Annotated in this window: 13 protein-coding genes; 3 read left to right on the top strand and 10 right to left on the bottom strand. The window is 71.3% G+C overall.

Annotation, left to right across the window (positions count from 1 at the left end; genetic code table 11):
* Positions 1–36 precede the first annotated feature (36 nt).
* The gene (locus V5F75_RS01105) at positions 37–903 is read left to right on the top strand and encodes an alpha/beta fold hydrolase (protein WP_394034345.1); all 867 of its coding nucleotides are present in this window, start codon (positions 37–39) and stop codon (positions 901–903) included.
* A 19-nt stretch (positions 904–922) separates the two neighbouring features.
* On the opposite strand, the gene V5F75_RS01110 is transcribed toward V5F75_RS01105, so the two are convergent.
* Genes V5F75_RS01110 through V5F75_RS01140 form a run of 7 tightly spaced genes read right to left on the bottom strand, consistent with a single transcriptional unit; the run spans position 923 to position 6546 of the window.
* Positions 923–2650 carry a complex I subunit 5 family protein gene (locus V5F75_RS01110; protein ID WP_394034414.1) on the bottom strand — a complete coding sequence of 576 codons (1728 nt, stop codon included), beginning with the start codon at positions 2648–2650 and terminating at the stop codon, positions 923–925.
* Entirely contained in the window at positions 2650–4149 is a 1500-nt protein-coding gene (locus tag V5F75_RS01115; protein WP_394034346.1) for a complex I subunit 5 family protein, read from the bottom strand. The genes V5F75_RS01110 and V5F75_RS01115 overlap by 1 nt, the downstream gene beginning before the upstream one ends.
* A complete protein-coding gene (locus tag V5F75_RS01120; RefSeq protein WP_394034347.1) occupies positions 4146–4469 on the bottom strand; it encodes an NADH-quinone oxidoreductase subunit K in 324 nt (107 codons plus the stop codon). The genes V5F75_RS01115 and V5F75_RS01120 overlap by 4 nt, the downstream gene beginning before the upstream one ends.
* Positions 4466–5392 (bottom strand): hydrogenase subunit MbhD domain-containing protein, encoded by a 927-nt coding sequence (locus V5F75_RS01125; RefSeq protein ID WP_394034348.1) that lies wholly within the window; start codon positions 5390–5392, stop codon positions 4466–4468. Before V5F75_RS01125 ends, V5F75_RS01120 begins: the two co-directional genes overlap by 4 nt.
* Positions 5389–5727 carry a cation:proton antiporter gene (locus V5F75_RS01130; protein ID WP_394034349.1) on the bottom strand — a complete coding sequence of 113 codons (339 nt, stop codon included), beginning with the start codon at positions 5725–5727 and terminating at the stop codon, positions 5389–5391. The genes V5F75_RS01125 and V5F75_RS01130 overlap by 4 nt, the downstream gene beginning before the upstream one ends.
* Entirely contained in the window at positions 5724–5999 is a 276-nt protein-coding gene (locus V5F75_RS01135; protein WP_394034350.1) for a monovalent cation/H+ antiporter complex subunit F, read from the bottom strand. The genes V5F75_RS01130 and V5F75_RS01135 overlap by 4 nt, the downstream gene beginning before the upstream one ends.
* The gene (locus V5F75_RS01140) at positions 5992–6546 is read right to left on the bottom strand and encodes a Na+/H+ antiporter subunit E (protein ID WP_394034351.1); all 555 of its coding nucleotides are present in this window, start codon (positions 6544–6546) and stop codon (positions 5992–5994) included. Before V5F75_RS01140 ends, V5F75_RS01135 begins: the two co-directional genes overlap by 8 nt.
* Positions 6547–7067: 521 nt before the next feature.
* Between V5F75_RS01140 and V5F75_RS01145 the strand changes: the two genes are divergently transcribed.
* Both V5F75_RS01145 and pncB read left to right on the top strand, forming a co-directional pair.
* The gene (locus tag V5F75_RS01145; RefSeq protein ID WP_394034352.1) at positions 7068–7598 is read left to right on the top strand and encodes a DUF1269 domain-containing protein; all 531 of its coding nucleotides are present in this window, start codon (positions 7068–7070) and stop codon (positions 7596–7598) included.
* Between the two features lie 137 nt (positions 7599–7735).
* Positions 7736–9031: a nicotinate phosphoribosyltransferase gene (gene pncB / locus V5F75_RS01150; protein WP_394034353.1), complete on the top strand. Its 1296-nt coding sequence runs from the start codon at positions 7736–7738 to the stop codon at positions 9029–9031.
* Between the two features lie 484 nt (positions 9032–9515).
* Here pncB and V5F75_RS01155 read toward each other — a convergent pair whose 3' ends face one another.
* The 3 genes from V5F75_RS01155 to V5F75_RS01165 form a co-directional block, all read right to left on the bottom strand.
* On the bottom strand, positions 9516–10052 hold the full coding sequence (locus tag V5F75_RS01155; protein WP_394034354.1) for an adenine phosphoribosyltransferase: 537 nt from the start codon (positions 10050–10052) through the stop codon (positions 9516–9518).
* 136 nt (positions 10053–10188) lie between these two features.
* Positions 10189–11025 (bottom strand): cytochrome c1, encoded by an 837-nt coding sequence (locus V5F75_RS01160; RefSeq protein ID WP_394034355.1) that lies wholly within the window; start codon positions 11023–11025, stop codon positions 10189–10191.
* A 21-nt stretch (positions 11026–11046) separates the two neighbouring features.
* On the bottom strand, positions 11047–12324 hold the full coding sequence (locus V5F75_RS01165; protein WP_394034356.1) for a cytochrome b: 1278 nt from the start codon (positions 12322–12324) through the stop codon (positions 11047–11049).
* Positions 12325–12331 lie beyond the last annotated feature (7 nt).

The raw sequence follows: 12331 nt of genomic DNA on the forward strand, positions 1-12331 counted from the left end.
CCGCATCCGGCGCGCGGGCGGTCAAGGAGCGGCGGCATGGGCGAGGGCCGGATCGAGGCGGGGGACATTTCCCTCGCCTGGCGCGAGTGGGGCGCGGGCGAGGTCACCGTGCTGTTCATCCACGGCAACCTCGCCAGCAAGGACTGGATCGCGCTTGCCGCGCCGCATTTCCCGCGCGGGGTGCGCACCATCGCCGTGGACTGGCGCGGCTGCGGCGACAGCGACAAGCCCGCGCCCCTCGCGGACTTCACCAACTATTCCATTGCCCGGCATGCGGACGACATGCTGGCCGCCCTCGACGCGCTCGATGTCTCCTTCTGCCACCTTGCCACCCATTCCACCGGGGGCATCATCTCCACCCGCATGCTGCTGAAGCAGCCGGACCGGTTCGGGCGCGTGTTCTCGCTCTCCCCGGTGGCGCCACAGAGCTTCGAGTTCCCCAAGGACAAGGCGGCCGTGTTCGGCGAGATGAAGAAGAGCCGGCCGCTCACCCGGCAGGTCATGGCCCTCACCTGCCCGAGCCTGTTCGAGCCGGAGAGCCTCGCCAAGGGGCCGCCGCGCCTGCGGGCCGACGTCGGCCCGCGCGGCGTCCTGTTCGAGCGCATCGTGGAGCAGGCGTTCGCCGTCTCCGACGGCATCTGGCACGGCACGCCCGAGACCCTGACGCAGGAGGCGCGCAGCGGCGAGCTGAAGGCGCTCATGGGCACCATCCGCCATCCCCACCTCGTGGCCTGGGGCACCCGGGACATGGTGATCCGCGAGGCGGACCTGAAGCTGATGGCCGACGCGATGCCCGATTGCCGCTTCGTCGCGGTTCCGGGCGTCGGCCATTCCATGAACGTGGAGGCGCCGGAGCTTTACGCCGGCTTCTTCGGGGCGTGGCTCGGCGGCCTGTCGTTCTGAGGGGCGCCGCCCGGCGGGCTCAGGGCACGAGGCCGGGCGGAAAGACGGCCTCGGCCATCACATAGGCGAGCACGAGCACCAGCATCACCAGGGCGAGGGCGGCTGTGGACCAGCGCCGCAGCACCGTGTCGAGCGCCACCGCCCCGTCCCGCAGGGCGCGGTAGGCCGCCGCCAGGGGCGCGGCCGCGACGATGATGTCGCCTGGCGGCAGCTCCACGAAGCGCGGCGGCTTCTGGTAGATCAGCGCCGCCACCCCGAGCCCGAGCGCCACCGGCCACAGCCCCTTGATGAGGGTGGACAGGCTGAGCAGGATGGCGAGGCTCCCGCCCGTCACCGGCGTGAACAGGGCGAACGGCAGCAGCACCGCGAGGCCGCTCAGCACCGCCCAGGGCAGCCCCTCGCCCGGCGCCACCGGAAGTCCGGCGAAGCCCGTTCCAGCGGCGGCCTCCGTCTCTCCCTTGGCCCCCTCTCCCTTGGCCCCCTCTCCCTTGGCCCCGGCCACATCGAGCAGCAGCAGCACGTAGCGCGCCATCAGCACCGTGGTACCCACAGCGGAAAGGGCCAGCAGCACGCCGGCGAGCCCCTCTCCCACCGGGTCCTTCACCGCATATTTGGCGAGCGCCCCGCCGGTGAAGGGCAGCCCCGCGAGGCTGAGGCCGAGCAGCGCCGCCACCAGCAGCACCGGCGCCAGCCGCGCCCGCGGGGTGGCCGCCGCGACGCCCACGGTGAGGAACATGGCCCCCTTCAGCAGCATGTGGCTGAGGGCATAGAAGGCGGCCAGGGCGGGCACGGCCGCATCCCCTCTCTCCAGCCCGGCGCCGAGCACGGCGGCCAGCACCCCCATCTGGCTGACGGTGGAATAGGCGAGCACCCGCTTGGGGTGGCGCTGGGTGAGGCCGATGGCGACGCCGTAATAGGCGGTGAACAGGCCCGCCGCCATCAGCCCCGTGCCCCAGTCGAGCCACGCCTCCCCGCCCGGCAGGAAGCGGATGAGGCCGATCACCCCCGCCTTCACCACGATGCCCGACAGCACCGCCGAGCCCGGCACCGGCGCCACCGCATGGGCCAGCGGCATCCACACGTGGAGCGGGAACAGGCCCATCTTCATGGTGAAGCCCACCAGCAGCAGCGCCAGGATCGTCTCCTTCCAGGGCGAAGCGGAAAGGCCCGCCACCGCGTCGCGGATCAGGGGATTGGCCTCGGTGGCCGAGGAGGCGAGCATCACGAAGGCGGCGATCAGCAGCGCCTCGCCCAGCACCGTGAGCGCGAGATACACCTTGCCGGCGCGGCGCGCCTCGGCGGTGTCGTCGTGGGTGGCGAGGCCGAAGGCGGAGAAGCTCACCAGCGCATAGGCGAGGTAGAAGCTCGCCACGTCCGCCACCAGGAACACCGCGAACGACCCCGCGAGGGTCAGGAGCCACCACACGGAGAAGGTGCCGCGGGCGGGGTCGGCCCGCAGATAGGAGACGGCGTAGAGCCCGGCCGCCAGCCACAGCAGCGCGGCGCCGCCCAGCAGCACCGCGCCCGGCAGGTCGAGCGCGAAGGTGAGGCGGAACGGCGGCGGCACCACCAGCACCGATTGCCCCACCGGCACCAGCAGCGCCGCGGCGAGCCCCGGCAGCGGCGCCAGCAGCAGCAGCACATCCGCCCGCCGCCGCACCCAGGGCTTCACCGAGGCCAGCGCGAGGGCGAGCGGCACCAGCACCGCGGCCAGGAGAAGAAGATCGCTCGTGCGCATGTCGCCCATCACGGCACCATCCCCGCCCAGCTCGCCGGCCGGCCGATGAACAGGAAGGGCGCGGGCTCCAGCGGCACGAAGCCAAAGCCTACCGCCACCAGGGCGAGGGCGAGCGCCACCCATTCGCGCCAGCGCTCCACCGGCCGGACGGCCGGCGGCGCGGCCGGGCGCTGGAGCGCGAGCACCACCACCTTCAGCACATAGCCGCCCGCGAGCAGCCCGCCCACCAGGATCACGCCCGCGATCCACCAGGCCTGGAGATGCACGGCGGCGCTCAGCAGCATCACCTTGGCCACGAAGCCGCCCGCCGGCGGCAGGCCCATGAGCGAGAGCCCGCCAAGCCCGAACGCCACCAGCGCCACCGGCACCACCCGCCCGGCGCCGGAAAGGCCGGCGATGCGATCATGCCCCAGGGCCTCGGCGATGAGGCCGGCGGCCATGAACATGGCGGCCTTGGAGAAGGCGTGGGAGGCGAGGTGCAGCGCCCCGCCGGTCCAGGCCAGCGCGCTCCAGGGGCTGGCCAGCGCCGCCAGGGGGAACATGAGGAAGAGGTAGCCGATCTGCGCGGCGGTGGAATAGGCGATGAGCAGCTTCAGCCGCGGCTGCGCCAGGGCGACGAGGCTTCCCACCAGGATGGCCGCCGCGCCGAGGCCCGCGAGCACCGGCGCCACCGCCGCCGCAAGGTCGGCGGGCGCGAGATCGAGCCAGAAGCGCACCAGGAGGAAGATGGGCGCCTTGATGACCACAGCCGAGAGCATGGCGCTCGCCGCGGGCGGGGCGCCGGAATGGGCCGGCGGCAGCCACAGGTGCAGCGGAAAGAGCGCCGCCTTCGCCATCATGCCCGCGCTCATGGCCGCGAGCGCCAGCACGAAGCCCGGGCTCGCCTTGGCGGCGCGCGCGAGGAGGATGATGTCGAGCGTGCCGTAGAGGCCGTAGATGATGACGACACCGAGCAGGTAGAGCAGCGAGCCGAACAGCGCGAACAGCAGGTAGCGCAGCGCCGCCTCAAGCTGGGCCGGCTTGCCGTCGAGGCACACCAGCGGCACGGCGGCGAAGGTGAGCATCTCCAGCGCCACGTAGAGGGTGAAGAGATCCTCCGCCAGGAACACGAGGTTCAGCGCGCTGAACACGCTCACCAGCAGCATCCAGAAGGCGGGCGGCATGCGCTCGCCCGCCGCCCGCGGCCGGCCGGGGGCGGTCATGGCGAACAGGCCGGTGGCGAGCAGCACCACCGCCGTCATCACCAGCATGAAGGCGGAAAGCCCGTCCGCCCGCAGCCCCACGCCAAGGGGCGGGCGCCAGCCGCCGATGAAGGTGACGAGCGCCTGGCCCCCCTGCGCCACGGCGCCCGCGAGCGCGAGCGCCACCAGCAGCCCGAGCCCCAGCACCGCCAACGTCGCCCGCTCCGCGGCGCGGGCCGGCATCAGCAGCAGGGGCGGAAGGGCGAGAAGCGGCAGGATGACCGCCACCACCAGCAGCGCGCCGCCGGAGCCGAGGATGCCGCTCACGCCTCGTCCTCCGGCGCGGGGCGGGCGGAAACGGCCCCCGCGCGCAGGGCGGCGAGGCGGCGCAGCAGCGCCACCGCGAGCGCCGTGGCCGAGAACGCCACCACGATGCCGGTGATGACCAGCGCCTGCGGCACCGGATCGGCGCCGAACCCCGCCGCCGCGCCGCGCCGCGCCACCACGCCGAATACCAGGAACACGCCGCCGCCCAGCAGGTTGAAGGCGAGGATGCGCGCCAGCGCGTCCCGCCCCACCATGAGGCCGTAGACGCCGATGGCCGAGAGCGCCGCGCCGACGAGGCCGAAGAAAGCGGGCGTGCTCATGCCCGCCTCCCTTCCGGCGGCCCGAGCACCAGGAGCGCCAGGGTGACGGCGATGGAGAGCGTGATGGCCGCCTCCACCGCGATGATGACCGGCTTCTCGATGCCGTCGGGATAATCGAGGAAGGCATCGGCCACCACCCAGCCGGCGATGCCCACGGCGAGGAAGGCGAACGGCCCCGCCAGCACCGCGAGCCGCAGCGGGCGGCCGCCGAGCACCGGCGCGGGCTTGAGGCCGGCCATGAGGGCGAGCAACCCCATGGCCGCCAGCACCGCCCCGCCCTGGAAGGCGCCGCCGGGCACATCCGCCCCCGCCCAGAACATGTGGAAGCCGACGAGCCCCCCCACCGGCAGCACCACCCGCGCCAGGAAACCGAGCGCGCCGGAAGGCGGCGCCGGCCACAGGGGCGCCGGCGCCCCGCGCCAGCCGGGGTCCGCGGAGAGCGACCACACCCCCACCAGCGCGATCAGCAGCACCACCGTCTCCAGCAGCGTGTCGAGGGCGCGGAATACGATGAGCACGCCGGTCACCGGATTGCCGAGGTCGGTGGCGGGCAGCGCCTGCGCCACCTCGGGCGCGAGGGTGGGCGCGGGCTCCGGCAGCAGCACCACCACCAGAGCGAGGGCGGCGAACACCGCCAGCGCCACCACGCCCGCCCCCAGGTGATAGAGCGGGCCCACGTTGCGCTCACGGCTCGCCGGCGCGTCGCCCGCCGCCTGCAGCAGAACCAGCCCGGTGATGCCGCTGCCCACCGCCACCTCGGTGAGGGCGACATCCGGCGCGGCGAGGCGCACCCAGGCGAGCCCCAGCACCAGGCCGTAGGCCATGAAGGCGACCACCCGCGCGAAGCCGTCGCCGCCGCCGGCGGCCCGCAGCGCGGCGGCGAGGGCGAGGAGCGCGAGCGGAACGTCGAGCAGCAGGTTCACGGCGCGGAACCCTCCCCGCGTTCATCCGGGGCGTCGCGCTCCGGCCCGGCGCGAAAGGCGACGTCCGCCATCAATTGCGCGACGGCGCCGGAGGAAACCTGCAGCAGCAGCCAGATGCCCAGCATCTTGGCCGCGTCCAGCACGCCCCCCTGCGCCACCGCCTGAGGCAGCAGGCCCAGGACGATGAGGCCGAGGCCGATGTTGTCCGCCTTGGAAAGAGCGTGCAGGCGCGCCAACGGATCGGGCAGGCGCAGCAGCCCCACCGTGCCGGCGATGAAGAACAGAAGCCCCGCCGCCACCAGCAGCAGGGTGAAGATGTCGCGGGCGAGGCTCACGGCGCGCGCCTCCCCTGCGAGCGCCCGCGCAGCGCCACCGCGCGAAACGCCGCCACCGCGCAGGCGCCGAGCAGCGCCAGCAGCAGCGCCACGTCGAGCGCCGCCGCGTCCTCCTGCGCCACCGACAGCAGCAGCAGCACCGTGATGCCGCAGGTGCCGAGCAGCTGAAGGGCCATCATCCGCCCCACGGCGCCGCTGCGCCACACGCCGAGCAGGCCGGTGGCGGCGATGAGCACCAGCAGGCCCGCGGCGGCGACCAGGAAATCAGCCATGGCGCTCCTCCACGTCTTCGCTGGCGGGCGCCTCGGCCCGCCCCAGGGCATCGAGGAACACGCAGAGGTCTCCCTCCAGCTCCTCCAGCACCGGCCCGTCGAGATCGAGGACATGGAGCAGCAGCGCGTCCTCCTCCTCGCCCGCCGGCAGGGCGCCGGGCTGGAGGCTGGTCACGGCGGCGAAGGCCTGCCGCGCGAGGCCGCGGGGCAGGCCGCATTCCACCGCCACCACCCCCGGCGCCAGGGGCAGCGCGGGGTGAAGCACGCGCCACGCCATGTCGAGGCCGGCGGCGACCGAGCGGCGCAGGAAATGGAGAAGGAAGCGGCCAATCGCCAGCAGATCCGGCCGGTGGGCGGCGGGGGGAATGAGCCGCAGGCTGAGCTGCCCTGCGAGCACGCTTGCCGCCGCTCCGGCGAGAAGATCGAAGACGCCCACCCGTCCGAGGGCGATCCAGGCGAGGAAAAACCAGAGGCTGCGCAGGGCGCGCTGCACCCGCGTCGGCGGGCAGGGGGCATTCCATGCCTCGTCGGCCGGCGCCATGCTCATGCGGCGCGCCCGCCCGCGCGGCGGCGCGGTTCAGGATGGGCCATGGAGAACGCACTCATGATGGCTCGCGTGTCCCTCGGGTCCGCCGCCGGCCGATGCGGGCACCGCCGGCAGCGCAATACGGTCTTCCACCCCGCTCCATTCCCAGCACATCCCGAACGCGACGGCCAGCCCGACTTGAGCCGGGGCTGGCGCGGCGGCGCGCGCCGCCGTGGACAACACGCCAAGGCCGCCGCCCTTAAGGCCGCCGCCATTCCGGAATGCGCGCGCGGTGGCGCGCCGAGACCCGCCGGGACGCACGACAAGCGGCGGGGGAGGCTCACCTGTTTACCGTCACGCTCCAGCCGCCGCAACACGCCCGTCCACGGCCGCCCGTGGGACAAAGCGCGGCCAAGGCCGCGTCTTGCCAGCGTCGCGGATTCAGAGGAAGGTCCGCCCGGCTTCCGGCTTCCGGCGACCCGCGCCGGCAGGCCAACCCAAGCAGGCCCCCCACGGGCCATCCAAGTCAGAGAGGCGTCCCAATGAGCGATCTCGTCGTTTTCGGCTTCAGCGGTCTCCACCAGGCGGACGAAGTGCTCAACAAGCTCCGCTCCCTGCAGAAGGCCCACCTGATCGACCTCGAGGACGCCTGCGTGGTGGAGCGCGAGGCCGACGGCAAGGTGCATGTGAAGCAGGCCGTGAACCTCACCGCCCTCGGCGCGGCGCAGGGCGGCACCATGGGCGCGCTGTGGGGCGGCCTCGTCGGCCTGCTGTTCCTGAACCCGCTCGCCGGCATGGCGCTGGGCGCGGCGGCTGGCGCCGGCGCGGGCGCGCTCTCCGGCTCGCTCTCCGACTACGGCATCAACGACGACTTCGTGAAGCAGCTCGGCGAGACCATCCCCGCCAGCTCCTCCGCGCTGTTCGTGCTGGTCAAGAGCGTGACCTTCGACAAGGTGCTGCCGGAGATCGAGCCCTACGCCCCGCGCGTGCTGAAGACCTCCCTTTCCAATGAGGACGAGGCCAAGCTGAAGGCCGCCATCGCCTCCGGTGCCACGGCCGCTCCGGTCGCCTGACCCTGAGTTCCAAGGGCCCGCAGACCCCCGCGCCGCCGGCCGGCGCGGGGGATGGGGATACCTTGCCCGCAATCGATGCTATAAATGGCGGCTCGCGCAGCGCGGCCCCGCGCCGCCGATCCGCCACCGGGGCCGCCATGACCGACATCGCAACGCGCGTCTACAACCACACCTGGAAGATCGACCCCATCGTCCGGTCGGTGCTCGACACCGATTTCTACAAGCTGCTGATGGGGCAGACCATTTTCCACCGCCACCGGGACACGCGCGTCACCTTCGGCATCCACAACCGCTCCGCCCGCGTGCGCATCGCCGACATCATCGACATCGGCGCCCTGCGCGAGCAGCTCGACCATGTGCGCTCGCTCTCCCTCACCCGCGGCGAGAGCACCTGGCTGCGCGGCAACATGTTCTACGGCAAGCGGCAGATGTTCTCGCCGGACTATGTCTCCTGGCTCGAGGGCTTCCGCTTTCCCGCCTACCACCTGGAGAAGTGGGACGGGCAATATGAGCTCACCTTCGAGGGGCCGTGGGTGGAAACCACCATGTGGGAGATCCCCGCCCTCGCCATCATCAACGAGCTGCGCTCGCGCGCCGTGCTGAAGGACATGGGCAAGTTCGAGCTGCAGATCCTCTATGCCCGCGCCATGGCGCGCGTGTGGGAGAAGGTGGAGTTCCTGCGCACCCTCGGGCCCATCAACATCGCCGATTTCGGCACCCGCCGCCGCCACGGCTTCCTGTGGCAGGACTGGTGCGTGCAGGCGCTCATCGAGGGGCTGGGGGAGGGCTTCCTCGGCACCTCCAACTGCCTCATCGCCATGCGCCGCGAGGTGGAGGCCACCGGAACCAACGCCCACGAGCTGCCCATGGTCTACGCCGCCCTCGCCGGCGACGACGACAAGGCGCTGGCCTGGGCGCCCTACCAGGTGCTCGCCGACTGGCAGGAGGATTACGAGGGCAACCTGCGCATCCTGCTACCCGACACCTACGGCACCTCCGGCTTCCTCGCCCACGCCCCCGACTGGGTGGCCCGCTGGACCGGCATCCGCATCGACAGCAAGGACCCGGTGGAAGGGGGCGAGGAGGCCATCCGCTGGTGGATCGAGCGCGGCCAGGACCCGCGCGAGAAGCTCGCCATCTTCTCCGATGCCCTCGACGTGCACGAGGTCGCGCGCATCCGCGACGCCTTCTGCGACCGCCTGCGCATGGGCTTCGGCTGGGGCACCCTGCTCACCAACGACTTCCGCGGGCTGGTGGCGGATGGCGCGCTCGACCCGATCTCCATCGTCTGCAAGGTGGTGTCGGCCAACGGGCGCCCGGCGGTGAAGCTCTCCGACAACCCCACCAAGGCCATGGGCCCGGCCGCCGAGGTGGAACGCTACCGGCGCGTGTTCGAGGTCGGCCCGCAGCAGGCGCGGAACCTCATCGTCTGACAGGGACAGCCGGGGTATTCGCTCCGCCCCGGAAGACACCGCAGGCGCGGGAGCATGACTTGCCGGCCTTGGCCACGCCCGATCGTTCCAGCGAAATAGACTGGCATCGGTCGACCGCCTCGGTTGATGGCACGACGGAGCCAGCGCGCGTGTTCCCCCGGCACCGCGCTGGAAAACGGCGCAGTTTTAACCCCAAGGCCGTCCGGCGCGTTCACGGGCCCTGAGTCACGCCGCGGGCCGGCGGAAACCGGAATTGCAGCGAAAGCCGCGCCCCCCGGCGCGCGACGGATCGCGGCATTGCAAGGTTCGCTCGCGCCGGAGACCGCGCGGAGCCGTGCCTCCAGCATGACCGCCACCCCGCCTCACCCAGACCTCGCGGGAAGGGCGAAGGCGCTCTCCGTTCGCGCCAGCTCCCCGAAACGCGCCAACGGGTTGCCGAAGCGCGCGCCCCACGCGAAGCGGTACCGCTCCGCCTGGAAACGCCTCAATGGCCCGCGAAGGAGACCAGCGTGCGCACCGGCACGCCGAGAGCTTCCAGCTTCCGCACGCCGCCGAGATCAGGCAGGTCGACCACGAAGCAGGCGGCGACCACCTGCGCCCCGCATTCGCGCAGCAGATGGACAGCGCCCACCGCCGTGCCGCCGGTGGCGATCAGGTCGTCCACCAGCAGCACCTGCTCGCCTTCCGCCACGGCGTCCACATGCATCTCGATCTCGTCCTGGCCGTACTCGAGGGCATAGGCCATGCGCACCGTCTGGTGCGGCAGCTTGCCCTTCTTGCGGATCGGAACGAAGCCGGCGGAAAGCTGGTGGGCCACCGCTCCGCCGAGGATGAAGCCGCGCGCCTCGATCCCCGCCACCTTCGCCACCTTGCCGCCCGCATAGGGCTGGACCAGCTCGTCCACCGCGCGGCGGAACGCCCGCGGGTTGCCGAGCAGGGTGGTGATGTCGCGGAACAGGATCCCCGGCTTCGGGTAGTCGGGGATGGTGCGGATGGTCGCGGCGAACTCGTTGAGGGTCATGACAGGCATCCGAAGCGGGCGGAGAAAACGCCTCGGCCCGCCCCTCGCCCGCGACGCGGCCAGATCCGGCATGCACGGGCCGGCGCAAAAAAGAAAAAGGGTCCGCGAGGACCCTTTTTCGTGGATCGGGCAGCGCTCAGTGCGCCACGTTCTTCCACACCTTCTTCTTCGTGAAGTAGAGCAGGCCGCTCAGCACGATGAGGAAGATGATGACCTGGAAGCCGATGCGCTTGCGGGTGTCGAGATGGGGCTCGGCCACCCACATCAGGAAGGCCGCCACGTCGGTCGCATACTGGTCCACGGTCTGCGGCGCGCCGTCGGTGTATTCCACCTGCCCGTCGCTCAGCGGCTTCGGCATGGCGATCTGGTTGCCGGGGAAATACTTGTTGTAGTGCAGGCCCGACTGCACCGTCACGCCCTCGGGCGGCTCCGCATAGCCGGTGAGGACGGCGTGGATGTAGTCCACGCCATGCTCCTGGTACTGGATGAAGGCGTCGGTGATGAAGCCGGGGAAGCCCACGTGGTAGGAGCGGGCCTTGGCCAGCACCGACATGTCCGGCGGTAGGGCGCCGCCGTTGGAGGCGCGGGCCGCCTGGTCGTTGGGGAACGGCGCGGGCCAGGCATCCGACGGGCGGCCGGGGCGCTGGAACATGTCGCCCGCGTCGTTCGGCCCGTCGGTGATCTGGTACTCGCTCGCGATCTGCTTGACCTGGGCCTCGGTGAAGCTCGGGCCGCCCGGCTGGGCGAGATTGCGGAAGTGCAGGAAGTTCGCGGAGTGGCAGGAGGCGCACACTTCCTTGAACACCTTGAAGCCGCGCTGGAGCTGGGCGGTGTCGTAGGTGCCGAACGGCCCCGCGAACGACCAGCTGAGGCGGTGCGGGCGGTCGTCGTGCCCGCCCTCCGCCGCCGAGGCGGGCGCCGCCAGCAGGAGCGCCGCCGCGGCGGCGCCGAAGAGAATGCTACGGATGGTCATGCTGTTCTCTCCGCGCCCCGGTCACTTGGTCTCGGGGGCAGCCACACCGGCCACCACCGTCGCGCCACCCTTGGCATGCTTGGCGAGCACGGCGTCCGCGATGGAGGCCGGCATCGGCTTCGGCTTCTCGATGAAGCCGAGCAGGGGCAGGATGATGAGGAAGTGGGCGAAGTAGTAGACCGTGAAGATGCGCGACACGATCACGAACCACCCTTCGGCCGGCTGCGAGCCGAGATAGCCGAGGCCCACCGCCACCACCGCGAAGATCCAGAAGAAGATCCGGAACAGCGGACGGTAGCGCGCCGAGCGCACCTTGGAGGTGTCGAGCCAGGGCAGGAACGCCAGCACCGCAATGGCCGCGAACATGGCGAGCACGCCGCCGAGCTTGTCCGGGATGGAGCGCAGGATGGCGTAGAAGGGCAGGAAGTACCACTCGGGCACGATATGCGCCGGCGTCGACATGGGATTGGCCGGGATATAGTTGTCCGCGTGCCCGAGGTAGTTCGGGATGTAGAAGATGAACCACGAGAAGAAGATGAGGAACACCACCACAGCGAAGGTGTCCTTCAGCGTCGCATAGGGGGTGAAGGGCACCGTGTCCTTGCTCACGTTCTTCACGTCGATGCCGTCGGGGTTGTTCTGGCCCACGTGGTGGAGGGCCCACACGTGCAGGCCGACCACGCCGGCGATCATGAACGGCAGCAGATAGTGCAGCGCGAAGAAGCGGTTGAGGGTGGGGTCACCCACCGAGTAGCCGCCCCACAGCCACTGCACGATCACCTCGCCCACCACCGGGATGGCGGAGAACAGGTTGGTGATGACGGTGGCGCCCCAGAACGACATCTGTCCCCAGGGCAACACGTAGCCCATGAAGCCGGCGGCCATCATCAGCAGGTAGATGATGACGCCGAGGATCCACAGCACCTCGCGCGGGGCCTTGTAGGACCCGTAGTAGAGGCCGCGGAAGATGTGGATGTAGACGGCGATGAAGAACATCGACGCGCCGTTGGCGTGGATATAGCGCACGAGCCAGCCGTAGCTCACATCGCGCATGATGTGCTCGACGCGGGCGAAGGCCACCGGCGCATACGCCACGTAGTGCATGGCGAGCACGATGCCCGAGACGATCTGCACCACCAGCATGAAGCTCAGGATGGCGCCGAAGGTCCAGAAATAGTTGAGGTTCTTCGGCACCGGATAGGCGACGGCCGAAGAATGGATCAACCCGACGAGCGGCAGCCGGCTTTCAAACCACTGCGCCACCTTGCTCTTGGGCTGGTAGGTGGAATGTCCTTCCATGGGGTCC

It is taken from the genome of Xanthobacter albus, from assembly GCF_043194895.2.
Taxonomy (GTDB): domain Bacteria; phylum Pseudomonadota; class Alphaproteobacteria; order Rhizobiales; family Xanthobacteraceae; genus Xanthobacter.

What these genes read in the sequence shown, in the direction of transcription:
- pncB (WP_394034353.1), top strand. Translation starts at nt 7,736, where the DNA reads ATGACCGACATCGCAACGCGCGTCTACAACCACACCTGGAAGATCGAC.
- V5F75_RS01155 (WP_394034354.1), bottom strand. Translation starts at nt 10,052, where the DNA reads ATGACCCTCAACGAGTTCGCCGCGACCATCCGCACCATCCCCGACTAC.
- V5F75_RS01110 (WP_394034414.1), bottom strand. Translation starts at nt 2,650, where the DNA reads ATGGGCGACATGCGCACGAGCGATCTTCTTCTCCTGGCCGCGGTGCTG.
- V5F75_RS01105 (WP_394034345.1), top strand. Translation starts at nt 37, where the DNA reads ATGGGCGAGGGCCGGATCGAGGCGGGGGACATTTCCCTCGCCTGGCGC.
- V5F75_RS01160 (WP_394034355.1), bottom strand. Translation starts at nt 11,025, where the DNA reads ATGACCATCCGTAGCATTCTCTTCGGCGCCGCCGCGGCGGCGCTCCTG.
- V5F75_RS01135 (WP_394034350.1), bottom strand. Translation starts at nt 5,999, where the DNA reads ATGGCTGATTTCCTGGTCGCCGCCGCGGGCCTGCTGGTGCTCATCGCC.
- V5F75_RS01165 (WP_394034356.1), bottom strand. Translation starts at nt 12,324, where the DNA reads ATGGAAGGACATTCCACCTACCAGCCCAAGAGCAAGGTGGCGCAGTGG.
- V5F75_RS01140 (WP_394034351.1), bottom strand. Translation starts at nt 6,546, where the DNA reads ATGAGCATGGCGCCGGCCGACGAGGCATGGAATGCCCCCTGCCCGCCG.
- V5F75_RS01120 (WP_394034347.1), bottom strand. Translation starts at nt 4,469, where the DNA reads ATGAGCACGCCCGCTTTCTTCGGCCTCGTCGGCGCGGCGCTCTCGGCC.
- V5F75_RS01145 (WP_394034352.1), top strand. Translation starts at nt 7,068, where the DNA reads ATGAGCGATCTCGTCGTTTTCGGCTTCAGCGGTCTCCACCAGGCGGAC.